Source organism: Ligilactobacillus ruminis DSM 20403 = NBRC 102161 (assembly GCF_900113455.1).
GTDB lineage: Bacteria > Bacillota > Bacilli > Lactobacillales > Lactobacillaceae > Ligilactobacillus > Ligilactobacillus ruminis.
The window spans coordinates 63,551-86,632 of the sequence record NZ_FOPI01000008.1; the positions used below are offsets into that span (position 1 = coordinate 63,551).

The 23,082-nt window shown below is 42.9% G+C and carries 22 protein-coding genes and 2 pseudogenes; 22 read left to right on the forward strand and 2 right to left on the reverse strand.

The window, feature by feature from the left end; translation table 11 throughout:
• The 14 genes from mraY (at nt 1) to BMZ95_RS03265 (ending at nt 14,546) form a co-directional block, all read left to right on the forward strand.
• Entirely contained in the window at nt 1-966 is a 966-nt protein-coding gene (gene mraY, locus BMZ95_RS03200; protein ID WP_041820025.1) for a phospho-N-acetylmuramoyl-pentapeptide-transferase, read from the forward strand.
• 21 nt (nt 967-987) lie between these two features.
• A complete protein-coding gene (murD, locus tag BMZ95_RS03205) occupies nt 988-2,358 on the forward strand; it encodes a UDP-N-acetylmuramoyl-L-alanine--D-glutamate ligase (RefSeq protein WP_046922073.1) in 1,371 nt (456 codons plus the stop codon).
• Nucleotides 2,358-3,452 carry an undecaprenyldiphospho-muramoylpentapeptide beta-N-acetylglucosaminyltransferase gene (gene murG / locus BMZ95_RS03210; RefSeq protein ID WP_046922074.1) on the forward strand — a complete coding sequence of 365 codons (1,095 nt, stop codon included), beginning with the start codon at nt 2,358-2,360 and terminating at the stop codon, nt 3,450-3,452. Before murD ends, murG begins: the two co-directional genes overlap by 1 nt.
• Nucleotides 3,453-3,474: 22 nt before the next feature.
• A complete protein-coding gene (locus tag BMZ95_RS03215; protein WP_046922075.1) occupies nt 3,475-4,314 on the forward strand; it encodes a cell division protein FtsQ/DivIB in 840 nt (279 codons plus the stop codon).
• Between the two features lie 144 nt (nt 4,315-4,458).
• Nucleotides 4,459-5,802, forward strand: coding sequence for a cell division protein FtsA (ftsA, locus tag BMZ95_RS03220; protein ID WP_046922076.1), 1,344 nt, complete (start codon nt 4,459-4,461; stop codon nt 5,800-5,802).
• 28 nt (nt 5,803-5,830) lie between these two features.
• The gene (gene ftsZ / locus BMZ95_RS03225) at nt 5,831-7,045 is read left to right on the forward strand and encodes a cell division protein FtsZ (RefSeq protein WP_046922077.1); all 1,215 of its coding nucleotides are present in this window, start codon (nt 5,831-5,833) and stop codon (nt 7,043-7,045) included.
• A 19-nt stretch (nt 7,046-7,064) separates the two neighbouring features.
• A complete protein-coding gene (locus tag BMZ95_RS03230) occupies nt 7,065-7,505 on the forward strand; it encodes a cell division protein SepF (RefSeq protein WP_014073716.1) in 441 nt (146 codons plus the stop codon).
• The gene (locus BMZ95_RS03235) at nt 7,506-7,766 is read left to right on the forward strand and encodes a YggT family protein (protein WP_014073715.1); all 261 of its coding nucleotides are present in this window, start codon (nt 7,506-7,508) and stop codon (nt 7,764-7,766) included.
• Between the two features lie 12 nt (nt 7,767-7,778).
• Nucleotides 7,779-8,564 (forward strand): YlmH family RNA-binding protein, encoded by a 786-nt coding sequence (locus tag BMZ95_RS03240; RefSeq protein ID WP_046922078.1) that lies wholly within the window; start codon nt 7,779-7,781, stop codon nt 8,562-8,564.
• Nucleotides 8,565-8,582: 18 nt separating this feature from the next.
• Nucleotides 8,583-9,323: a DivIVA domain-containing protein gene (locus BMZ95_RS03245; protein WP_003694364.1), complete on the forward strand. Its 741-nt coding sequence runs from the start codon at nt 8,583-8,585 to the stop codon at nt 9,321-9,323.
• A 301-nt stretch (nt 9,324-9,624) separates the two neighbouring features.
• Nucleotides 9,625-12,417 carry an isoleucine--tRNA ligase gene (gene ileS, locus BMZ95_RS03250; protein WP_046922079.1) on the forward strand — a complete coding sequence of 931 codons (2,793 nt, stop codon included), beginning with the start codon at nt 9,625-9,627 and terminating at the stop codon, nt 12,415-12,417.
• A gap of 258 nt (nt 12,418-12,675) precedes the next feature.
• Nucleotides 12,676-13,656: a diaminopimelate epimerase gene (dapF, locus tag BMZ95_RS03255; protein WP_046922080.1), complete on the forward strand. Its 981-nt coding sequence runs from the start codon at nt 12,676-12,678 to the stop codon at nt 13,654-13,656.
• A 17-nt stretch (nt 13,657-13,673) separates the two neighbouring features.
• Nucleotides 13,674-14,216: an NUDIX hydrolase gene (locus BMZ95_RS03260; RefSeq protein WP_014073712.1), complete on the forward strand. Its 543-nt coding sequence runs from the start codon at nt 13,674-13,676 to the stop codon at nt 14,214-14,216.
• Nucleotides 14,217-14,228: 12 nt separating this feature from the next.
• Nucleotides 14,229-14,546 carry a hypothetical protein gene (locus BMZ95_RS03265; protein ID WP_014073711.1) on the forward strand — a complete coding sequence of 106 codons (318 nt, stop codon included), beginning with the start codon at nt 14,229-14,231 and terminating at the stop codon, nt 14,544-14,546.
• A 52-nt stretch (nt 14,547-14,598) separates the two neighbouring features.
• Here the strand turns inward: BMZ95_RS03265 and BMZ95_RS03270 are convergent.
• Nucleotides 14,599-14,805, reverse strand: a pseudogene (locus BMZ95_RS03270) (transposase); the annotation flags it as partial.
• Between BMZ95_RS03270 and BMZ95_RS03275 the strand changes: the two are divergent.
• From BMZ95_RS03275 to recD2, 8 genes and pseudogenes are all read left to right on the forward strand, one after another.
• Nucleotides 14,799-15,077 (forward strand): annotated as a pseudogene (locus tag BMZ95_RS03275) (zinc ribbon domain-containing protein); the annotation flags it as partial. The pseudogenes BMZ95_RS03270 and BMZ95_RS03275 overlap by 7 nt on opposite strands.
• 171 nt (nt 15,078-15,248) lie before the next feature.
• The gene (locus BMZ95_RS03280; RefSeq protein ID WP_014073710.1) at nt 15,249-15,935 is read left to right on the forward strand and encodes a 5'-methylthioadenosine/adenosylhomocysteine nucleosidase; all 687 of its coding nucleotides are present in this window, start codon (nt 15,249-15,251) and stop codon (nt 15,933-15,935) included.
• Nucleotides 15,936-15,947: 12 nt separating this feature from the next.
• Nucleotides 15,948-17,102, forward strand: a complete 1,155-nt coding sequence (locus tag BMZ95_RS03285) for a cysteine desulfurase family protein (protein WP_014073709.1) — start codon at nt 15,948-15,950, stop codon at nt 17,100-17,102.
• A 5-nt stretch (nt 17,103-17,107) separates the two neighbouring features.
• On the forward strand, nt 17,108-17,449 hold the full coding sequence (locus BMZ95_RS03290) for a DUF1831 domain-containing protein (RefSeq protein ID WP_014073708.1): 342 nt from the start codon (nt 17,108-17,110) through the stop codon (nt 17,447-17,449).
• A 180-nt stretch (nt 17,450-17,629) separates the two neighbouring features.
• Nucleotides 17,630-18,757 carry a tRNA 2-thiouridine(34) synthase MnmA gene (mnmA, locus tag BMZ95_RS03295; RefSeq protein WP_003694348.1) on the forward strand — a complete coding sequence of 376 codons (1,128 nt, stop codon included), beginning with the start codon at nt 17,630-17,632 and terminating at the stop codon, nt 18,755-18,757.
• Nucleotides 18,758-18,891: 134 nt separating this feature from the next.
• A complete protein-coding gene (locus tag BMZ95_RS03300) occupies nt 18,892-19,548 on the forward strand; it encodes a histidine phosphatase family protein (RefSeq protein ID WP_014073707.1) in 657 nt (218 codons plus the stop codon).
• A 12-nt stretch (nt 19,549-19,560) separates the two neighbouring features.
• A complete protein-coding gene (locus BMZ95_RS03305) occupies nt 19,561-20,262 on the forward strand; it encodes a tetratricopeptide repeat protein (RefSeq protein ID WP_046922081.1) in 702 nt (233 codons plus the stop codon).
• Nucleotides 20,246-22,633 carry an SF1B family DNA helicase RecD2 gene (gene recD2, locus BMZ95_RS03310; protein ID WP_014073705.1) on the forward strand — a complete coding sequence of 796 codons (2,388 nt, stop codon included), beginning with the start codon at nt 20,246-20,248 and terminating at the stop codon, nt 22,631-22,633. Before BMZ95_RS03305 ends, recD2 begins: the two co-directional genes overlap by 17 nt.
• 244 nt (nt 22,634-22,877) lie before the next feature.
• On the opposite strand, the gene BMZ95_RS11250 is transcribed toward recD2, so the two are convergent.
• A partial coding sequence (locus BMZ95_RS11250; protein ID WP_191981826.1) for a transposase domain-containing protein occupies nt 22,878-23,082 on the reverse strand: 205 nt, incomplete at its 5' end.

A 23,082-nucleotide genomic window follows, 5' to 3' on the forward strand; every position in this document is an offset into this window, starting at 1 on the left:
ATGACCATTTTTCAAATATTGACGAGCGCGTTGTCAAGTTTCATTTTAACCGCTCTGTTTACGCCGTTATTCATTAATTATGCGCATAAAAAAAATCAGGGACAGATGATCAGAGAAGAAGGTCCGAAGTGGCATCAAAAAAAATCAGGAACACCGACGATGGGCGGGTTCGTATTCAATATTGCGATTCTGATTACGGGATTATGGGTGCCACTTTGCTTTGATCATTTAACGCCCGTTGTTTTGGCCTTGGACGTAACTTTGATTTTATACGGATTGATCGGTTTTTGGGATGATTCGATCAAACTCTTAAAAAAACAAAACGAAGGTTTTACTCCTGGGCAGAAATTATTGTGTCAAATTATCGGTGCTTTGATTTTTTTGGCATTTTACCATCATGAAAAATTACCGTATTCGTTGGCCTTTTTTGGACATGAAGTCCAAGTTGGATTGATTGTTTATGGATTATTCGTTATTTTCTGGCTGGTCGGCTTTTCAAATGCGGTAAATCTCACTGACGGATTGGATGGTCTTGTATCCGGTCAAGCAATTATTGCGTTCGGGGCTTATGCGATCATTGCCTATCATCAAAGGCAATATGACGTCGTCATCTTTTGTTGGGCCGTGATTGGTGCCTTGCTTGCATTTCTTGGGTTTAATCACAAGCCGGCCAAAATTTTCATGGGAGATATGGGCTCTCTTGCGTTAGGCGGTGCGTTGGCGGCAGTTTCAATCATGGTTCATCATGAGATGCTGTTGCTTTTAATTGGCATTATTTTTGTTTGCGAGACATTGAGCGTTATTTTACAGGTTGCTTCATTCAAATTAACCGGCAAACGAATTTTTAAGATGAGTCCGATTCACCATCATTTTGAATTGTGCGGTTGGAGCGAATGGCGCGTCGATTTGACTTTTTGGGCTGTCGGTCTCATAGCGGCCGTGATCGGCGTGCTGACAACAATCTGAATTTTATAGGAGTCATTTAAAATGAAAGATATAAAAGATTATCAAGGTAAGAACGTTTTGGTCGTTGGTTTGGGAAAAAGCGGAATCAGTGCAGCTTATTTGTTGAAAAGACTTGGCGCAAACGTTACGATCAACGATAAGAAAAAGCTTGAAAACGAAGATCAGCTTGCAGCTTTTTCAAAAAGAAACATTAAGTGCGTTACGGGTTCTCATCCCCTCGAGCTTTTGGACGATACCGATTTGATCGTTAAAAATCCAGGGATTCCGTACGAAAATGAGCTGATTTCTGCTGCGGTTGAAAGAAACATTCCGATTATAACGGAACCGGAACTTGCGTATCGAATTACCGAATCGCAGCTTATCGGAGTTACCGGAACAAACGGAAAGACAACAACAACAACGATGATTGCGCTCATGCTCAATCAAAATCGTGAAGAGGGCAAAGCTTACACGTGCGGTAACATCGGCATTTCTGCTGCCAAGGTTGCGCAAGAAGTCGGAGAAAAAGACGTAATGGTGACCGAACTGTCCAGTTTTCAGCTGATGGGCATTGAAAAGCTCAGACCTCATATTGCAGTTTTGACCAATATTTATGAAGCGCATACCGACTATCACGGATCGAGAGAAAATTATGTCAAAGCCAAGATGAGAATCGTGAAGAATCAAAAAGAAGACGATTACTTTGTCGTCAACTGGGATTCTGAAGAATGGCGCAATCTTTCCAAGCTGACAAAGGCCAAAATCGTTCCGTTTTCACGTCAAGACACGACTGAAGAAGGGGCATACGTCAAAAACGGAGTGATTTTCTTCAGAGGAGAAGAGATCATGCATGTTGATGAAATCAAGGTTCCCGGTTCACACAACGTTGAGAATGCTTTGGCAGCAATTTCCGTTGCCAAGATTGAAGGCCAAAGCAACGAGAATATTGCCGAGGTTTTAAGAACGTTTTCCGGTGTTCGTCACAGAACACAGTACGTGACGACCTTTAACGGGCGCAAATTTTATAATGACTCCAAAGCAACGAATATGGAAGCAACTGAGAAGGCCTTGTCAGGTTTTAAAAATCCGGTCGTTTTGCTATGCGGGGGATTGGATCGAGGCTTTACTTTCGAGCGACTCGTTCCGTATCTTAAAAAGCACGTCAAGGCAATGGTCGTCTTCGGACAGACGGCCGATTTATTGGAGGAAGCAGGCAAGCTTGCCGGCATTGGTCAGATCGAGCATGCAAAAGATTCCTCAGCCGCCGTTTCAGCTGCTTATGAGATGAGTTCTGAAGGAGATATCATCTTGCTTTCTCCTGCCTGCGCAAGCTGGGATCAGTGGCCGACGTTTGAAGCGCGCGGGGATGCATATATTGAAGAAGTCGAAAAATTGACACGGGAGGAAAAATGATGCGTTTGTTAGTTTCTGGCGGCGGGACGGGTGGACATATCTATCCTGCACTGGCATTGATTGAAGATTTGAAGGAAAAAGATCCGACGTCTGAAATTTTGTATGTCGGTACGAGCAGGGGACTTGAATCAAGAATCGTTCCTGATGTCGGAATTGATTTTAAAACAATTGAAATTCAAGGATTTAAGCGTTCGCTTTCTTTGAAGAATCTCAAAACGATTTATCTTTTTTTAAAGAGCGTTCATGATTCAAAGAAAATCATTAAGACCTTCAAACCGGATGTTGTTGTCGGAACGGGCGGATATGTTTGCGGTTCAGTTCTTTACGCGGCTGCCAGGATGAAAATTCCGACGGTGATTCATGAGCAAAACAGCATCGCAGGCGTTACGAACAAATTTTTGGGACACTTTGTCGATAAAATCTGCATTTGCTTTGATCATGCAAAAGATGATTTTCCGGAAAAGGAAAAAATTGTCTTTACGGGAAATCCTCGAGCACAACAAGTTGTCAAAATCAAAAAGTCGGATCGACTGAAAGAGTTCGGTCTTGATCCTTCCAAAAGGACTGTCTTGATTTTTGGAGGTTCACGCGGAGCAAGAAGAATCAACGAGAGTGCGCTCGAAGCAATCAAATATTTTAAAGGACAGCCATGGCAGGTTCTTTTTGTCACCGGGCGCGTTCATTATGACAAGATTATGGCAAGCCCATCGGCAAAAGATTTGCCGCAAAATGTTGCAATCGTACCCTATGTTAACGACATGCCGTCGATTTTGCCTGAAATTTCACTGATTGTTGGACGGGCAGGTGCAACGAGCCTGGCTGAAATCACCGCACTCGGGATTCCGTCAATCCTGATTCCGAGTCCTTACGTTACGCACGATCACCAGACTTATAACGCGATGAGTCTGGTTGAAAAGAAAGCGGCTTTGATGATCAAGGAAGCAGAACTTGATGGCCAAAAGCTGTTTGATGCCGTTTCTGAGCTTGAAAATGATGCAGAATTATCAGAAAAGATGGCGTCAAATGCAAAAGCTGCCGGCGTTCCCGATGCTGCTGATCGATTGCTCAGCGTATTGGAATCTCTTGTGAGATAATAACGATTAGGGAGGAGCAAAATTGTTTAAAAAAGAAAATAACAAGAGCTCCTCGTCGAAGTTTAAAAAATGGAGGAAGCTGCAAGAAAAACGTCGACTTAAGCATGAAAAAGTGCAGCACGTTGGACGATATCATCCGGATCCTGGCTTGAAGATGACGAACTCTATTCAAAAAAGGCGTTTATTTCGAAAAACGATTCCGCTGCTGACGATTTTTGGATTGACTGCGCTTATTTCGCTTTATTCGATTATGCCGATCAGCCGTTTGGCGTCATTAGACGTTTCTGGCGGCGACAAGCAAACGAAAATCGCCGTCATCAAGGCAAGCGGACTTAACTACTATGAATCGCTTTTTTCGATATGGCCCGATAAGTCAAAAATTGAAAAACGAATTTCGGATAAAGTCGGAAACGTCAAATCGGTCAAACTTAGCATCAGTCGATTCAATCACGTAAATTTAGCAATCACGGAATATCGAACCATCGGATATGTGGAAAGAGACAACTTGTACTATAAGCTTTCGAGTTCCGGCATGACTGTCAATTACGGCGTTGAAGATTTTGACGGCAGCTACCCTGTATTTTACGGCTTTAACAACAATCGCAGGTTGCTAAAGGACATGTCTCTTCAAGTTGACAGCATCGACAAGAAAGTCCGCGGGTGCATCTCTGAAATTCACTTTGAGCCATCCAAGGTTGATCCGGAAAGGGTTCACGTTTATATGAATGACGGAAATGAAGTCATTGCGCAAATTTCGACATTTTCCAGGAAAATAAACTATTATCCTCAGTATACTGCCAAAATGAAATTTAAAGGAATCATTGATTTAGAAGTCGGAGCTTACGCATATCCTAAAAATTAGAGAAAATAATTGAAGTTTAATTTAAAAAAATTTGATAATTGTATTGACAAACAAGAAATACTTGATTTTTTGTGGTAAAATTGTACCATATGGATGGATTTGTATATTTAAAATGTTACAAGATTATTAAAGGGAGGCAAATCGATGGATAATTCTGGTACTTATGTCGGTTTAGACATCGGCACAACATCAATCAAAGTGGTGATTGCCGAGTATGCGAAAAACCAGATGAACATCATCGGTTATGGCAATACCCGCTCTGCAGGGTTGAATCGTGGGGTAGTCGTCGATATTGATCAGGTGGTCCAGGTAATCAAAGAAGCAGTTGACCAGGCCAAAGAGAAAGCATCGCACCCGATATCAGAGGTAAGCGTAGGCGTGCCTGCGAATCTCTTGTCGATTGAACGCTGCAAGGGGATGATTGCTGTTGGAAAAGATGATGGCAATTCAAAGGAAATCAGCGATAAAGACGTCAGGAGAGTAACCGAGGCAGCGTTAGTCCAAAATCTGCCTCCTGAACGCGACGTGATCGATATCGTTCCTGATGAGTTCGTCGTCGACGGTTTTGACGGAATCAAAGATCCGCGCGGAATGGTTGGCGTCAGAATGGAAATGCAAGGGATCATGTATACTGGTCCGAAGACTATTTTGCATAATATTAAGAAGTGCGTCGAAAGGGCAAACCTCAAAGTTCGTGATTTGGTCGTTGCGCCTCTTGCATTGGCGACCGTTGCTTTGACTGATGGGGAACAGGATTTCGGAGCAATTTTGATTGATCTTGGCGGCGGTCAGACGACTGCCGCAGTCGTTCATGATCATAAACTGAAGTACACTTACGTCGATCAGGAAGGCGGAGATTTCGTTACGCGCGACATTTCGATCGTTTTGAATACTTCAATTGAAAATGCAGAGGTTTTGAAACGCAATTATGGTTATGCGACGACTTCAATGGCATCTCCAGATGACGTCTTCCCGGTAACCGTCGTTGGACAACAGGAACCTCAATTGGTTAATGGAATGCAGCTTGCCGAAATTATTGAAGCTCGCATGCGGCAAATTTTTGAAAAGCTCAAAGACGATTTGGAAGGGATCAAAGCTTTTCAGCTTCCAGGCGGTGTCGTGATTACCGGTGGTTTGGCTGCATTGCCGGGAATCAAAGAATTAGCAGAGGAAGTTTTAGGCGTGCACGTTTCGATTTATGTTCCGCAAGAAATGAATTTGCGGATACCGTCATTTTCTCAGGTAATCGGAATCGTCGATTATATTACCCATGAAAGTGAAATTGAACGAATCGTTCGTCATACTCTTGACGATCAGGATGAATTCTTAGTTTCAGAATCTGAAGAGCATAAGGACTACGATAACGAATATCATGAAAAAGAGACAAACGGATACGACGAAGAATATTTAGAAGAACAGGATTCAAATCAAGACAAAAGCTCATTTGCCTCTAAGATAGCTGGATTTTTTAAGAGCTTCTTTGATTAACGATGATTGAATGACGGAGGATTTTATTATGGACTATTCAATGGATGATACGGAAACATTAAACAGTGCAACTATCAAAGTAATCGGCGTTGGCGGTGCCGGCGGAAACGCCGTCAATCGAATGATTGAAGATGACGTTAAGGGCGTCGAATTCATCGTGGCCAATACTGACGTTCAGGCACTCAAAAGCTCACGTGCCGAAACGAAGATTCAGCTTGGACCAAAATTGACGCGAGGACTCGGTGCAGGCTCAAATCCCGACACGGGCAATAAGGCCGCTCAAGAAAGCGAAGAAGCTATTTCTGAAGCGCTTGAAGGTGCAGACATGGTCTTTGTTACGGCCGGCATGGGCGGCGGGACTGGTACCGGTGCTGCTCCGATCGTGGCTAAAATGGCCAAGGATCAGGGAGCATTGACGGTCGGAGTTGTTACGCGTCCGTTTACGTTTGAAGGACCGAAGCGTGCCCGTTTTGCCGCTGAAGGTCTTGCACAGCTCAAAGATCAAGTGGATACGCTGGTTGTCATTGCCAACAATCGCTTGCTTGAAATTGTTGATAAAAAGACCCCTCTTCTGGAAGCGTTCAAAGAAGCGGATAATGTTTTGCGCCAAGGCGTGCAAGGCATCTCTGATTTGATTACTTCGCCGGGAATCGTCAACCTTGATTTTGCGGACGTCAAAACCGTTATGCAAAATCAAGGATCGGCTTTGATGGGAATCGGGACCGCAACTGGTGAAAATGCAGCGGCTGAAGCTACGAAGCAGGCAATTTCTTCACCGTTGCTTGAGGTTTCGATTGACGGTGCCGAAAACGTTTTGCTCAATATTACGGGTGGACTCAACTTATCGCTTGTTGCAACGGAAGAAGCTTCGAATATCGTTTCTCAAGCAGCAACAAAAGATGTCAACATCATCTTTGGAACGTCAATCAACCCTGATCTTGAAGATGAGGTAATCGTGACTGTCGTTGCAACCGGAATCGATAAAAAGGAAAAGCAGGGAAAGAAAAACGGCATTCGTCAGGAAACTCCTTCTGACGTTAATCAGGCCAAAAAATCTGATCCTTTGAGGGATTGGGACATTACGCGCGAAATTAACGGGGTATCCAAGTCTCCGGTTCGCGGGAACGAATTTGAAAATGTTGAGAAAAAAGAGTTCAACGTTTTTGGTTCAAATTCTGACTTTAGCGATGGAGACGATGATCTCAGCATGCCGCCATTTTTGAATCACAGAAATAATCAATAAAGCTGATTTCAGTCAAAAAATGATCAAAGGAGGGATTTCTATGAAAATAAGCGAATTTTTCAGATCGGACGAATATGATGAGGACGAAACCGATTATGATGAAGAAGATTATCGCACGGCACAGGCTGAAACCCAGGGCAACGGTTCCAAAGTCATGGAATTGGTCAACAAGAATCATGAAAAAAAAATCATGCTTTTTGAGCCTCGCATTTTCTCAGATGTGAAGGCAATTGCACAAAGATTGTTGGACGGACAGGCTGCGGTCGTTAATTTTCAAAGAATCGATGACGGGCAGGCCCATCGCGTGGTTGATTTCTTATCTGGGGTAACTTTTGCAATTGACGGAAAAATCCAGCGAATCGGCGAAAAGATTTTCCTTTGTACGCCTGATGATTTTATCGTTGAAGGCAACTTGACTGATACGAGACAAGATGATGAATTTAAAATGCGAGGTATTTAATTGCTTACACTATTAGTAGTTGATATTTTTAGAGTTTACGAGTTTTTGATTGTTGCATATTGCCTTCTTTCATGGTTTCCTGGGGCATATGAGAGCAAGATCGGTCAGCTTTTGATAAAGTTGTGTCAGCCATATCTTGATCTCTTTGACTTTATTCCCCCGATTGCCGGAATCAGTTTTTCTCCGATTGTCGCTTTAATTGTTTTGGAGTTTGCCGAAAAAGGCGCGTTGTTCTTGATGAGAATCTTTGGAATATATTGATCGGAGCAGCAAATGGATGGAATATATCAGCATTTCAGACCGGAAGAAGCATCGGTCATCGATAGCCTAAATGAAGCAATCGTACGTGCAAAAGATGAATACCGCCCGATTTTGACTCATTTTTTGAATCCGCGGCAGCATTTTATTGCAGACGTGCTTATCGGACGTTTCGATGACGTTAAGCTGAAAACGTTTGGCGGCTTTTTAGGAAGCGAAAGAAAAAGAATTTTGTTTTATCCGGAATATTACGAACCCCAAGACAATGATTTTTCAATGTCGCTTCTTGAAATCAACTATCCCGTCAAGTTCGCCAAACTGGAACATCGGACGATTTTAGGCACGCTTGCAAACTGTGGCCTTGAACGCGATGTCATAGGCGACATCATTACAGACGGCACTAAGTGGCAGTTTTTTTGCGAAAAGGAAATTGAGCCGTATCTGCTTGAAAATATCGACAGAGTCGGCAAGGTCAAGGTAAAGCTTGGGGAAATTCCACTGCAAAATGCAGTGTCTCCAATTGAAGAATGGGATCATGCAACGGTTATCTTGAGTTCGCTCAGATGCGACGTGCTGATTTCTTCGGTGTACAATCTTTCAAGGAAACATGTAAAAGATCTTTTGCAGACCAATAAAGTGTCGTTAAATTGGATGATTTTTTCAAAAGCTGATTTTGAGATCAGAGTCCATGACGTTTTATCCGTGAGAGGATATGGGCGAGTAAGGATGGACGAACTCACCGGTGTTTCTAAAAAAGGCAAATTTATAGCAAAAGTTTCTGTTTTGAAAAAATTACGATAATTTTGGAGGTGAAGGGGAATGGCATTAACCCCATTGGATATTCACAATAAAGAATTTGATGTAAAGCTTCGCGGCTATGACAAAGATGAAGTCAATGACTTTTTGGATCAAGTCATCAAAGACTACGAAGCTGTGCTTAAAGAAAACGATCATTTGACTGAAAGCTTGAAGCAGAGTCAAGAAAAGCTCAAGTATTTCAATGATTTAAAAGACTCATTGAATCAGTCGATTATCGTTGCGCAAGAAGCGGCTGATAAGGTTAAAGCTAATTCCCAACGAGAAGCCGAAATTATCAATCGTGAAGCCCAAAAGCAAGGCCAAGATATTATTGACCAAGCAAACGATAAAGCACGCCACATCATCGAAGAGGCCTCAAAAAAGGCCAAGAAGCTGGCACTTGAAACCGATGATTTGCGCAAGCAGGCAAGAATTTTCAGACAAAAGCTCCAAGTCATGATGGAATCTCAGCTTGAAGTAGTTAAGGGAAGCGAATGGGATGAAATTTTGCAACAAGGCGAAACAACGAGCTACGAAGCAATTCAGGAAGCAATTCGTCGCGATGAAACTCTTGACAAAGAGGCCGCTAAAGAAGTAAAATCATTCTCAAACGACAGTGAAGATGATGTTTATTATCAAAACGCCGTTGAAGACGGCGAAGTTGACGATAGCGAAGAAGCTGATGCTGTCGTCGTTTTCCCAGAATCAGACGTTGATGCTGGCGGTCAGCATTTTGCTGATGAAGCAGAAGAAAATATGTAAAATTTTATGAGAACGCGAGCGTTGCGTGAGATGCAAAAGCGAGTCGACGAAATGGTGAAAGGTCGATTGTTTTGATGCAATGCTTATCATCTCGGTTTTGCTCAGCTGAATCAAAGTAAGCTGAGTCGGGTGGTGCCGTTATTGACCCAAAGGGAGTCATTGATTTGATTCTGAATTTGGGTGGTACCACGAAAACTCGTCCCTGTTGGGGCGGGTTTTTATTTTTTGATGAAACAAGCATCAAAATCTGTTTTGGAAAATAAGATTAAGAAAGGATGGCTGTTTATACAGCGGGTGTAACATGAGAGTTAAAGATACATTGAACTTAGGCAAGACCAAATTCCCAATGCGCGGTAATTTGCCTGTTCGTGAAGCAGAACGCCAAAAAGATTGGGAAGAAAACAAGGTTTACGAACGTCGTCAAAAATTAAATGAAGGCAAGCCTTCATTCGTATTACATGACGGACCTCCATATGCAAACGGCAATATTCATATGGGACATGCAATGAACAAAATTTCAAAGGATATCATCGTTCGTTCCAAGTCGATGATGGGCTTTAGAGCTCCTTACGTTCCCGGCTGGGATACTCACGGCCTTCCAATCGAACAACAATTAAAAAAAGCAGGCGTTGATCGCAAGGCGCTTACAGTCGCCGATTTTCGCGAAAAATGTCGCGAATATGCTTTGAAACAAGTTGAAGGGCAAAAGAAAGATTTCAAACGACTTGGAATTGCGGGAGAATGGGATAACCCATATTTGACACTGCATCCTGAATTTGAAGCTGCGCAAATTCGCGTTTTTGGCAAAATGGCAGAAAAGGGTCTGATTTACAAAGGCTTGCGTCCCGTATACTGGTCATGGTCATCTGAATCTGCGTTAGCAGAAGCAGAAGTCGAATATCACGACGTCGTGTCACCATCTGCATTTTACGGCGTACAGGTCAAAGATGGCAAGGGAGTTCTTGATACGAACACATACCTTGTCGTATGGACGACTACTCCTTGGACTATTCCGGCTTCTGAAGGCGTAACGGTTGATGCCAAATTCGACTATGCGGTTGTTAAACCGGAGGGCGATGATCGCAAATTTGTTTTGGCTGCAGAACTTGTCAAAGAAAATGCCGAACGATTTGGCTGGAAAAACTATGAAGTTCTTGAAACGTTGAAGGGTGCTGACCTTGAGTATGTCACGGCACGTCATCCTTTCTATGACGACAAGGAACTTTTGACGATGATCGGTGATTTCGTAACGCTTGATGCAGGTACCGGTTTGGTTCACACGGCTCCCGGCTATGGCGACGATGATTACAAGGTCGGAATGAAGTACGGCTTGCCGATTTATGCACCTGTCAACGATCAAGGATATTTGACGGATGACTGCGGTCCTGATTTTGCCGGCGTTTTCTATGATGATGCAAATGAAGTATCTTTGAAGAAACTTGAAGAAGCAAACGTTTTGCTTAGGCAAATGGATTACGAGCACAGCTATCCGTTCGATTGGAGAACGAAGAAACCGATTATTTTCCGTGCAACTCCTCAATGGTTTGCATCTGTCGACAAGATTCGTTCAAAAATTCTTGATGCGATTGATGAAGTCAAATTCTTGCCTGATTGGGGCAAAGTTCGCTTGCACAACATGATTCGCGATCGCGGCGATTGGGTAATTTCGCGTCAACGCGTTTGGGGCGTTCCGCTGCCGATTTTTTATGCGGAAGACGGAACGGCAATCATGGACAAAGAAACAATTGAGCATGTTGCAAAATTGATTGAAAAATACGGTTCGAATATTTGGTTCCAACGTGAGGCGAAGGATCTTCTTCCGGAAGGATATACGAATGAGCATTCTCCAAACGGCGAATTCACAAAAGAAATGGATATTATGGACGTTTGGTTTGATTCCGGTTCTTCTCATCAGGGTGTTTGCGCACAGCGTGACTATTTGACCTATCCGGCAGACATGTATCTTGAAGGGTCCGACCAATATCGCGGCTGGTTCAATTCAAGTTTGATTACAAGCGTTGCCGTTTCCGGTCATGCTCCATACAAGCAGATTATTTCTCAAGGCTTCACGCTTGACGGAAAAGGACGCAAGATGAGCAAGTCACTTGGCAACACGATCGTTCCGAGCGAAGTCGTTGACAAGATGGGAGCTGAAATCATTCGCTTATGGGTTCTCAGCGTTGATACTTCGGCTGACGTTCGTGTTTCGATGGATAGTTTCTCGCAAATTTCTGAAAGCTACCGCAAGTTCAGAAATACGATGCGTTTCATGTTGGCCAACACGACGGATTTTGATCCTGCTGAAAATACCGTTGCATATGATGATCTTGAAGCATGCGACAAATACATGGAAGTCTTGGCCAATAAGTTCACGAAAGAAATTCTTGATGACTATGCAAACTATAATTTTATGGACATCTATAAGAAATTGATCAACTTCCTGACAACTGATCTTTCAGCATTTTACCTTGACGTTGCAAAGGATGTCGTTTACGTTGAAGCTGAAGATTCGCACAAGCGTCGTTCGATGCAGACGGTACTTTATGACGTCTTGGTTCGTCTGACGAAACTCATGACGCCTGTTTTGCCGCATACGACTGAAGAAATTTGGGAATACCTAAAAGAACCTGAAGACTACGCTCAACTTGCAGAAATGCCGGAAGTTGCACACTATGACGGTGAAGTTGAACTTTTGGAAAATTGGAAACGATTCATGAAAGTTCGTTCTGACGTCTTCAAGTCATTGGAAAACGCACGCAATGAAAAGCTGATTGGCAAGTCATTTGAAGCACATGTCGAACTTTATGTTTCGGATGGCGTCAAAGCCGAACTTGAAAAGCTTAATGCAAACGTTCGTCAGTTACTGATTGTTTCCGCTTTGGACGTTTTGCCAAAGGACCAAGCTCCAGAGGATGCTGATGATTACGATGAAATCAAGGTAGTAGTCAAGCATGCCGATGGCGAAGTCTGCCCACGCTGCCGTCGTACGACGACAACCGTCGGAAGCGATGCACGTTTGCCGCAATTGTGTGATGAATGTGCCAAAGTTGTTTCCAAAAATTACCCTGAAGCTTTGACTGAAGGATTGGAATAGTTCGCTTTTCGGTTAATGTCGGAAAATTGACGAAATCAGACAAGTATTTTATCAAAATCTAAAAATTAAAGCAAAGCAGCTGAGAATCAGAAATTTGTTCTCAGCTGTTTTCTTTTTTACGCTGACGAGGCGATTGACGCTGAATTTTGCAAAAACATGAAAACATGTGCGACATGAAAATATGTGCGACAACTTTGCCGAAAAGCCACATAGATGATAAGATATATTCAGAAGAATTTTCGTAAAAGAGGTAAGCCCATGGAATTAATCAAAGTTCATGGTTCAGGAAATGATTTTTTCATTTTGGATCAAGAAAAACTTGGAAGAAAAATATCTGAAACGGAGCTGAAACGGCTAGCAATCAAAGTCTGTGATCGCAAGCACGGTTTTCACGGCGGAGCGGACGGAATCTTATGCGTCTTGCCTGAAACACGTGACGATGTTTTGGGGAGAATGCGCGTCATCAATGCAGACGGAAGCGAAGCAAGCATGTGCGGCAACGGTCTCAGAACGGTTGCGCGCTATCTAAGCGAAAAAAACGGCAAGAAATCTTTTAAAGTCGCAACGATGTATGCCGATCTTGAAGTCGAGCAGGCAAATGAACTCGCATCAGGAGTAAAGACTTTTGCGGTTGAGATTTCACCGGTCAGTTTTTCGGCTGATGATTTGAAGATGCACGTCGGTAAAGAAGAATTGCATGAAGATAAATTGGAAATGCTGTCTGGTGAATTGAAATTCAGTGCAGTTGCCGTGCCCAACCCGCACCTGATATCATTTGTTGATCATGAAACGCTTGTTTCAGAAAATCTCGGGAGAATTGCTTCGTATCTGAATGACGGAAAAAATGCTTTATTTCCAGACGGAGTAAACGTCAGTTTTGTTGAAATTCTTTCGGAAAACGAAATTTTCGTTAGAACGTATGAAAGAGGAGTCGGATATACGAATGCGTGCGGAACGGCAATGTCTGCTTCCAGTCTGATTTATGTGCTCGAAAAAACTGATGGAAAGGGATTTGAAAAAACCTTGTCGGTAAAAAATCCTGGCGGCATGGTCAAAACGATTGTTCATCGAAAAGAAGACGGTAACTACTTCATGTCTTTGATCGGGAACGGGACTTTTGTCGCAAAATGCACGGTTTCATTGGACGAAGCGCTTCTTGGCGATTTTTCGGCCGCAACCTGGGAAGAAACAGGCGAGCAGGCAAGCTATGAGAAATTTGTCAAGAAAATTTGCGAATAATTTTTGGAGGAATCAGAATGAATTTTGAAGAAAAAGTATTATCAACTGAAAATATTTTTGATGGCAAGGTTATCAAGGTCGATAAAGAAACAGTTGAACTTCCGAACGGGAAAAAAGCTTTTCGCGAAATCGTGAGACATCATGGCGCGGTTGCGTTGATTCCGATTACTGACGACGACAAAATCGTAATGATTAAACAATGGCGTGAGCCGATGCGAAAAGTCACGCTTGAAATACCTGCCGGAAAAATCGAACCTGGAGAAGAAAGCGATCCCCTTCAAACGGCAATTCGCGAGTTGAACGAAGAAACTCGGTATGAGGCAGAAAACATCGAGCTGGTCACTCCTTTTTATACTACCCCGGGATTCAGCGATGAAGAAATCTATCTGTATCACGCTTCAGGATTAAAGCCGGTTTCAACTGAGCTTCCGCAAGATGATGATGAATTTCTTGAGCTTGTTGAGCTGACTTTGCCGGAAGCAATGTCTGCGATGAAAGAAGGGCTCGTTTGCGACAGCAAGACGATCATGGGTCTTTTGTTTTGGCAATTGATGCAATAATTGAGGAATAAGATGAGCGATAAAGACAACGAAAGAGAATTTTTTGATCAGGACAGGGTCGAACCTTTGAGACGATCGGACAGAAGGCACCGGCAAAAGTTCGCAAATCCTTTCCGGAATGTACGGAAAAAAGATAATTTTCAAAACGAGTCGCAGCATTTTGATGAGCAGAAAGATTCAGTGAGCAGAAGTCGGGTGCTGGCGGAAAATCATGAAAACATGGTTGAGAAAAAGACGAAAAGTTTGAAGAAAAAACTTGATATTGCCATTGTTTTCTTAATTGCGGCAATTATTTTGGCCTTTTTATTCATGCGATTCGTTAATTTTTAATTATGTCTAGCCGGAAATCCCGTGACTTTAGCCATGGGATGGATAGGCCCTATCAAACTTTGCAAGGAGCTTTTTTCATCTCATTGTATTTTTGATCGTTTATATATTTCTCGACTGTTTCTTTACTCATATTACCTGACGTGTTCATGTAGTAGCCAGGCGACCATAAATGACCATCCCAGGATTGGGACCGCCGAATTTCCGGGTGTCGACGCAATAAAATAAAGGCGCTTCTGCCTTTGAGCGCTTTGATGGCGTTCCTTTCTCGGCATATTGACTTATAAATCAGATCCTTATGGTCATCAATTCATCAAAATCAGCCCAAGAAATACTACTCAAACGTGTCACGACTGCGGCTTTGTGATGGGGACTAATGATACTAAAAAGCTAACCTTGGCTGGTCGTGAACGGACGTGTCCTGACTGTGGCACTCGCCATATTCGTGACTGGAATGCCGCTAAAGATATTCTTGATAAGGGAATAGCTAAACTATCCTGGCTTATCTGTCCCTATGGCAACCTGGGGACATAAAAGACATTGGTAATTAAACGATCGCTGCTTGATCACGGCTTCGGCTGGTCAGGCAAGTTGTTTGTATCTATGTAAATTGTGGTCTGAAATCCGTTAGGGTTCATAGCTCACAAGCTGCTGACTTTAGTCTGTGGTGGTTGACTGCTTAAAGCGATGAAGGGAAATGATAATATGCGTTACGGAATCATCTGCGCAATGGATGAAGAGTTGAAAGACCTGCTTGAAAATTTGGAAGATCGAACTGATAAAAAGGTCGGCGGCACTGAATTTTATACGGGAAAAATCAAAGGGAAAGAAGTTGTTTTGGTACGTTGCGGAATCGGCAAGGTCCAGTCAGGCATTACGACGGCGTTGATGATTGTCGAATTTAATGTCGATTGCGTCATCAACTCCGGCTCAGCCGGCGGAATCGGGAACGGGCTGCATGTTGGCGACGTTGTTTTGTCAACCGGTGCTGCGTACCATGACGCTGATGCGACTGCGTTCGGATATAAAAAGGGACAGCTTCCGGGCCAGCCGCAAATTTTTGAAGCCGATAAGAAACTTGTTTCAAGACTTGAGAAAGCAGCCCAAAAAACAAATCTGAACGTCAAAACAGGTTTAATCGTCACCGGTGACCAATTTGTCAGTTCCGATGAAGCAATTGCTCAAATCAAGGCAATTTATCCTGACGCGCTTTGCTGTGAAATGGAAGGAGCTGCCATTGCGCAAGCGGCATATCAGCTTAGGACACCGTTCGCCGTCGTCAGGGCAATGTCTGATAACGGCAATGGCGACGCGGCGCAATCATTTGACGAGTTCATTATTGATGCAGGCAAGCGTTCGGCCAAGATGATCATGGCTTTGCTTGCGGATTAGGGGGCGTTTTTCGTGGAGAGAATTTATGCCGATAATGCCGGGACGACTCCAATGGCTGCCGAGGTAATCGAAACCATGACGGAGATGATGAAAAACGTCTTCGGCAACGCTTCTGCAGTTAGCAGCTTCGGTCGTGAAGCGCGGCGCGTGCTTGATGAAAGCAGACATGTGATTGCCGAATCAATCAACGCAAAAAGCGATAACGAAATCGTTTTTACGAGCGGAGGAACCGAAAGCGACAATACTGCCATCATGCAGACTGCTTTTCTTCGGAGAAATGAAGGTCGACACATTATTACGACTGCAATCGAGCACGAGGCGGTTTTAAAACCGATGGCTTTTTTGGAAAGCCAGGGATACGAAGTAACGTATCTTTCGGTTGATGAAAACGGAATTATTGATTTGAATGAATTAAAAGATGCATTACGTGACGACACGATTCTTGTGTCCGTCATGATGGGCAATAACGAAGTCGGAAGCAGGCAGCCCATTCATGAAATCGGCGAAATCGTTTCGGAGTCGAATGCGTGGTTTCATACAGATTGCGTGCAGGCCTACGGAATTTTGGATGTGGACGTTCAAAAAGACAAGATAGATCTGTTGTCGACGTCTGCACACAAATTGAACGGTCCGAAGTTTTTGGGATTTTTATACGAACGAGAAGGATTAAATCTTAAAGCGTATTTGCGCGGCGGAGATCAAGAACTGAAGCGTCGTGCCGGAACGGAAAATGTTCCGGCCATTGCCGGTTTTGCCAAAGCAGTTGAATTGGCGAGTGCCGATAAAAAAGAACTGCGAGAAAAATTTCAGAATTTGAAGAAAAAACTGGTGGAAGGCTTGGAGCATCAAGGAATCGATTTTGAAATAAACGGGTTGCATGATGGAAGCGAGCTTCCTCAAATCGTCAGTCTTTGGTTCAAAGGGTGTCAAAGCGATGCCTTGCTGACCAATCTTGATTTAAATGGAATCGCTGCTTCTGCCGGGTCTGCATGCACGGCAGGTTCGCTTGAGCCGTCCCACGTGCTGACTGCGATGTACGGAAAAGACAGTCCAAAAGTTTCTGAATCATTGCGTTTCAGTTTTGGAAGATACAATACTGAAGAAGAAGTTGAACGCATTATCGAGGTATTGTCAAAAACGATTAAGAGAATTAAAAAAGGCAGGTAATAAACATGGCATACGGACAAAAAGCAAAGTTGCAAGGCGATACGAGAACTTTTGAATTATCGCCTGAAATTAAACGTTATTCGTTGCGAGACGTTGGTTTTGTCGAATCAAAGGGCGGAAAATTCACATTGGAGCGTTCGCTTGATCCAAATTCTCCTTATAATCAAGGTTTCAAGTTCAAGATGACTGTAACGTCTGCGTTGGACGGATTTAAAATGGTGACGACGACCGCAAACGGGATCAAGGAAGTCAACGTTTTTAAGGGCAATAATGCTGAAACTCACATTGAGCAGTTAAATTACATTTTGAAAGACTTGATGGATCACAACATCATCGTAGAAGAATAAACGATAATGACGAAATATTGATAAATTTTTTGGAAATTGCAGTTGTACCTTTTGGGTGACTGCTTTTCTTTTTTGTACAGCTTGTGTTTTCCAAAATTCTTTGCTATCATAGGAAACACTGAAGAAAACAACCTTCAATTGTTAATTCAGAATTTAATAAAGCGATGGTGAGTTTTTATTATGACAGATAACAGCAGGATTCGGGTCGTTGTCGGAATGAGCGGCGGCGTAGACTCGTCTGTTTGTGCGTATTTGCTCAAACGTCAAGGCTATGACGTTGTCGGCGTCTTTATGAAAAATTGGGACGAAAAAAAAGACAGCGGCGTTTGTACGGTGACGGAAGATTACCAAGATGTTGCCAAGGTTGCTAACGAAATCGGTATCCCGTATTATTCAGTCAACTTTGAAAAAGAGTACTGGGATGGTGTCTTCACGTATTTCTTGGATGAATATCGTCACGGCAGAACGCCAAATCCGGACGTCATGTGCAATAAAGAAGTCAAATTCAAAGCCTTTTTGGACTATGCAATGGAACTGGATGCTGACTATATTGCGATGGGACATTACGCTCAAATCAAGCGTGATGATGACGGAACCGTGCATTTAATGAGAGGTGCTGATCAAAATAAGGATCAGACGTATTTTTTGAGCCAACTGTCAGGCAAACAGCTTGAAAAAGCAATGTTTCCGATTGGAGGCATGCAAAAATCGGAAGTGCGCGAAATTGCCAAAAAAGCAGGCTTGGCAACGGCTGACAAAAAAGATTCAACGGGTGTTTGTTTTATTGGCGAAAGAAACTTCAGCAAATTTCTGAGTGAATTTTTGCCTGCAAAACCAGGCAAAATGATGACCTTTGAAGGCGAATATAAAGGTGAACATTTCGGTTTGATGAATTATACGATTGGACAGCGTCGCGGACTTGGAATCGGTGGTGACGGCAAGTCAAACGAGCCGTGGTTCGTCGTCGGAAAAGATTTGAAAACGAATACTCTGTACGTTGGTCAGGGATATCATAATGAACATCTTTATGCAACGAGCCTTGATGCAACGAAACTGAGCTTTGTGGCACCGATTGAAGACCGCGGACAAAGTTTTCACTGCACCGCAAAATTCAGATATCGCCAAAAAGATTCCGGCGTTACAGTGAATTTCAACGATGAAAGAAACAAGGTCGAAGTAGTCTTTGACAATCCGGTCAGAGCAATAACTCCCGGACAGGAAATCGTTTTTTATGACGGTGAAGAATGCCTTGGAAGCGGAACGATTGATCACGCTTATCAAAATGGGCGGCTTTTGCAATACGTGTAGTCAAGGAATGATGACTAAGCCGGGAATTTCCCGGCTTTTTTGTTTGCAAATCAAAAACACCGTTGTTCATTAATGGCGTAAAATGTGAGATAATAACTGTATAGCATACTATAATTGGAAAAGGGTGTCGGTTGATGACCAGATTATATTTTGTTCGCCACGGTAAAACTGAGTGGAATCTTGAAGGAAGATATCAAGGAGCACACGGTGATTCGCCATTGCTTGCGCAAAGCTATCTTGAAATCGGATTGTTGGCTGAATATTTGAATAACGTCAAGTTTGCCAAGGCTTATTGCAGTCCGATCAAGCGGGCGCGGGTCACGGCACAAAAGCTTGTCTCTTTGTTGGATCAACCCATTAAGCTTGAATCTGATCGTGCATTTCAGGAATTTGATTTAGGCAAAATGGAGGGAATGAAATTTACTGAGGTTGCTAAGCAGTTTCCGGAAGAGCTTGATGCATTCAAACATCATCCCGATCGATACGACGGTGCTAAAATCAACGGTGAATGCTATCAAGACGTGATTGAACGAATGACTCCCAAAATAAAGGCAATCTGTGAAAGATATCCAAAGGAAAATATTCTGATCGTAAGTCACGGGGCGGCTTTATGTGCTGAAATAAGACATTTGATGGGAATTCCGCTTTCAAAAATCAGAGATAAGGGCGGCCTTGCGAATACAAGTACTTCAATTCTTGAAACGACCGATAATGGTCAGACATTCAAATGCATCGAATGGAATAAGAATGATTATTTGAAACGCGATATTGATCCAACGGATGTTGTCTGAGGCGGTGATTTTTTGGACAAGGAAAAAAATAAGCGAGATCGATTGGAAGAAAAGACCAAAGTAAAGATTGAGAAATTAATCGAAAAGGTTGATGAAAATCCATATGACCCACAAAGATATTATGCTTTGGGATGCTATCTGACCGAACTGCAAAGTTTTGAACAGGCGGAAGAATTGTTTAAAAGGGCGTTGAACGTCTTTGAAGGGCAGGAAGACAAGCAGGCACTGCTTCATTATGGATTGGGCAACGTTTTTTATGCGACGGGATTATTTAAAGAAGCATCGGTTGAGTTTAAAATGCTTAACGGATCGAAATATGAGTCTGATGCAATGCTGATGATGGCACAGACTGAGCTTTCAAACGGAAACTATCAAAGGGCATTGGCATATGCCTTGACCGCATTTGAAAAAGGAAATAATCAGACGAGGCTGGATTCCTGCATCGTTTTAGGAGATTCGTTTTTGGCACTTGGATGCTTTGACCAGGCATGCGAGTATTATGATCTGTATCTGAAAGACAGACCAAATGACAAGCACGCGGTTTTCATGCGTGGCGTCGTTGAAACAGGATTGGGAAAAGCTCCGGATGCTTATTTTGGCCGAGCAAAGCAGCTTGATAAGGAATATTATTCCAAGATGATTGAACGTTTGGACGATATTTCAAAGGTTATCAACAAAGGGAAACAGGGGGGAAAGGATGACCGAACACGTTAAGGGAAAAGCGGTGCATATCTTTTTTGAAGCACCAAACAGTTTTTACAAGGTTCTTTTGGTGAAAATTAAGGAAGCAAGTTTTCAATGGAGCGAAAAGCAAATAACCGTAGTCGGAAATTTTGCTGACATCATTGAAGGAAACGAGTATTCGTTCGAAGGGCGTTTAACCAAACATGCACGTTATGGAATGCAGTTTCAAGCACAAAATTATAAATCTGAAACGCTTGCGACGACCGATGGGGTGGTTTCGTATCTGTCATCGGATATTTTCCCCGGAATCGGCAAAAAAACAGCTGAACATATCGTGAACGTTTTAGGAAAAAACGCAATCAACGTGCTTCTTTCAGACGAGGACAAGGTCGAAACGCTTGGCTTGAGCGAACGCCAAAAAGGCGTTTTGATGCAGGGAATAATTGAAAACAACGGGACTGAACAAACGATAATCGAGCTCAACAATCTGGGTTTTTCAAGTCGGATTACCGAAGACATCTTTTCGCGTTACCAGGAAAAATCGTTGGAAGTTATCCGGAAAGATCCATACAGTTTGGCAACCGAGATTCGCGGATTGGGATTTAAGCGCATCGACCAGATCGCGCAAGGAATGGGGATTTCATTTGATGATCAAAAGCGAATCCTTGGTGCCGTTTTAACTTCCTTGTATGAAGAATGCTATTCAAATGGCAACACTTATGTCAATGATAAGCTTTTGCTCGAAAAATCCTTGCAGCTTTTGGAAGGAGCACGTTCTGAAAAGGTTGATCCCGAAAAAGTAGCTGATACGATTATCGAAGCAGGACATAAACGCAAAGTAGTAATCGAAGGAAAGAGAATATATCCGAAATCCCTTTACAATTCCGAACAAGAGATTGCTTATGATCTTTATCGCTTGATGAATAATCGCGATGAACCGATTGAATATGACGAAGATGAAATTGATCGTTGTCTTGAAGACGTCCAGGCTGAACTTAGCATTACCTATGGTCAAGATCAGCTTCAGGCAATCAAGGATGCCATTAAATCACCGGTTTTTCTTTTGACTGGCGGTCCAGGTACGGGGAAGACAACGATACTTCGAGGGATTACCGAAGTTTATATGAAACTCAATAAAATTGACAGGGAAGACGCAAAGGGGATAAAGCTGGCTGCGCCGACAGGACGGGCTGCGCAAAAAATGGCCAATGCGACCGAGATGGATGCTTCGACGATTCATCATCTGCTCGGAATTACTGGAGGCAATGAGATTTCCGCAAATGATTTAGATTATTTGAATGGGACGTTGCTGATTATTGACGAGTCATCGATGGTCGATACGGAATTGATGCATATGCTTCTTTCCTGCATTCCTGACAGCATGCAGGTCATCTTTTGCGGTGATAAAAATCAGCTTCCTTCGGTCGGACCTGGCCGAGTTTTTGCCGATATGCTTGAAAGCATGCAGATCCCGTCAAAAGAATTGACGCATATTTACCGTCAAGGCGACGGTTCTTCAATCGTTAAACTGTCGCGCAGTATCGTAAATGGCGAAGTTCCATCGGATCTTTTGGAAAAAACCGGTGACCGTTCTTTTATAAAATGCAGTGGCGAGCAGGTCTGCAGCGTGACGAAGAGAATCGTTCAGATTGTCTTGAAGAAGGGACAAAATGCGGATGATATTCAAGTTTTGGCACCGATGTACATGGGACCCGCCGGAATCAATCAATTGAACCGCACGCTTGCCCCGTTGATGAATCCAACAAGACTGAATGCTAAAAGCGTAGAGTCTGGGGAAAATGAATTTCATATCGGTGACCGTGTTTTGCAATTGCAAAATAATCCTGAAAAGAATATTTTTAATGGTGATATCGGCAAGATCATTGCAATCAATGAGCCGCAAAAAGGACGCGGGACAACGATGACGGTCAGATTTGAAGGACGTGAAGTCGAGCTCGAACAAGCTGACTTTTTAAATTTGACTTTGGCCTACTGCATGTCGATTCACAAATCTCAAGGCAGCGAATTTCCGATTGTGATTTTGCCAATGGTCAGACAATATTCGCGGATGTATGCAAGAAACTTGCTTTATACGGCTTTGACGCGTGCTAAGCTCAAATTAATGCTGATTGGCGAGCCGAGTGCTTATGTCAATTGTATTCGTGCTGAAGCTTTGAATCGTGAGACGATGCTGAAACAACAGATTGTTTTTCAATTTACCGGAAAAAAATCTAAAACGAATCCTCAGGAAAAGTCGGTTCAGCTTGAAGCCAAAAATGATTTTGCTGATGTCGATCCTAGTCGTGGCAGTATTCAAAAGACGATTTTGAATTTTGACAATATTGAGAAAATAGATCCATTAATCGGAATGGAAGGGATTGATCCTTATCAGTTCATATAAAAATATATTTATTTCATTTGGCTGACAGCGAAATTTTTAATTATGTCTAGCCGGAAGAGACTTGGAAAAAGTCTCTTTTCTCTCTTGAATTAAACGAAAAGCCGAACTCAGGCGGTCGATTTTTGACTGACTTTGTCCGGCTTTTTTAAGTAAGCGGTCGTTAAAACAGCGGTGTGTACACAAATAGCCCGAGATAGTATTATTATCTCAGGTTATTGCGTATGCATCGTTTTTATTTTCTTATTTATGAGGTAAGATCGATGTTCCATGGGAGAAGTTGGCGGAACCTTTCAGGATCAAATACCTCAATGTTGGTAATCTCCGTTAATACTTTTCTCAAGTATTTTTCAGGATCCAACTGATTAAGTTTGGCCGTATATATCAGCGACAGCGCAACGGCATTAGCCCTTGCGCCTTCAAAAGTTGACGAAAACAGCCAGTTTTTTCTC

Coding starts and splice junctions, on each gene's coding strand:
- ftsA (WP_046922076.1), top strand. CDS start 4,459: ATGGATAATTCTGGTACTTATGTCGGTTTAGACATCGGCACAACATCA.
- BMZ95_RS03240 (WP_046922078.1), top strand. CDS start 7,779: ATGGATGGAATATATCAGCATTTCAGACCGGAAGAAGCATCGGTCATC.
- dapF (WP_046922080.1), top strand. CDS start 12,676: ATGGAATTAATCAAAGTTCATGGTTCAGGAAATGATTTTTTCATTTTG.
- BMZ95_RS03230 (WP_014073716.1), top strand. CDS start 7,065: ATGATCAAAGGAGGGATTTCTATGAAAATAAGCGAATTTTTCAGATCG.
- ftsZ (WP_046922077.1), top strand. CDS start 5,831: ATGGACTATTCAATGGATGATACGGAAACATTAAACAGTGCAACTATC.
- BMZ95_RS03265 (WP_014073711.1), top strand. CDS start 14,229: ATGAGCGATAAAGACAACGAAAGAGAATTTTTTGATCAGGACAGGGTC.
- BMZ95_RS03280 (WP_014073710.1), top strand. CDS start 15,249: ATGCGTTACGGAATCATCTGCGCAATGGATGAAGAGTTGAAAGACCTG.
- mnmA (WP_003694348.1), top strand. CDS start 17,630: ATGACAGATAACAGCAGGATTCGGGTCGTTGTCGGAATGAGCGGCGGC.
- mraY (WP_041820025.1), top strand. CDS start 1: ATGACCATTTTTCAAATATTGACGAGCGCGTTGTCAAGTTTCATTTTA.
- recD2 (WP_014073705.1), top strand. CDS start 20,246: ATGACCGAACACGTTAAGGGAAAAGCGGTGCATATCTTTTTTGAAGCA.
- murD (WP_046922073.1), top strand. CDS start 988: ATGAAAGATATAAAAGATTATCAAGGTAAGAACGTTTTGGTCGTTGGT.
- BMZ95_RS03300 (WP_014073707.1), top strand. CDS start 18,892: ATGACCAGATTATATTTTGTTCGCCACGGTAAAACTGAGTGGAATCTT.
- ileS (WP_046922079.1), top strand. CDS start 9,625: ATGAGAGTTAAAGATACATTGAACTTAGGCAAGACCAAATTCCCAATG.
- BMZ95_RS03260 (WP_014073712.1), top strand. CDS start 13,674: ATGAATTTTGAAGAAAAAGTATTATCAACTGAAAATATTTTTGATGGC.
- murG (WP_046922074.1), top strand. CDS start 2,358: ATGCGTTTGTTAGTTTCTGGCGGCGGGACGGGTGGACATATCTATCCT.
- BMZ95_RS03245 (WP_003694364.1), top strand. CDS start 8,583: ATGGCATTAACCCCATTGGATATTCACAATAAAGAATTTGATGTAAAG.
- BMZ95_RS03290 (WP_014073708.1), top strand. CDS start 17,108: ATGGCATACGGACAAAAAGCAAAGTTGCAAGGCGATACGAGAACTTTT.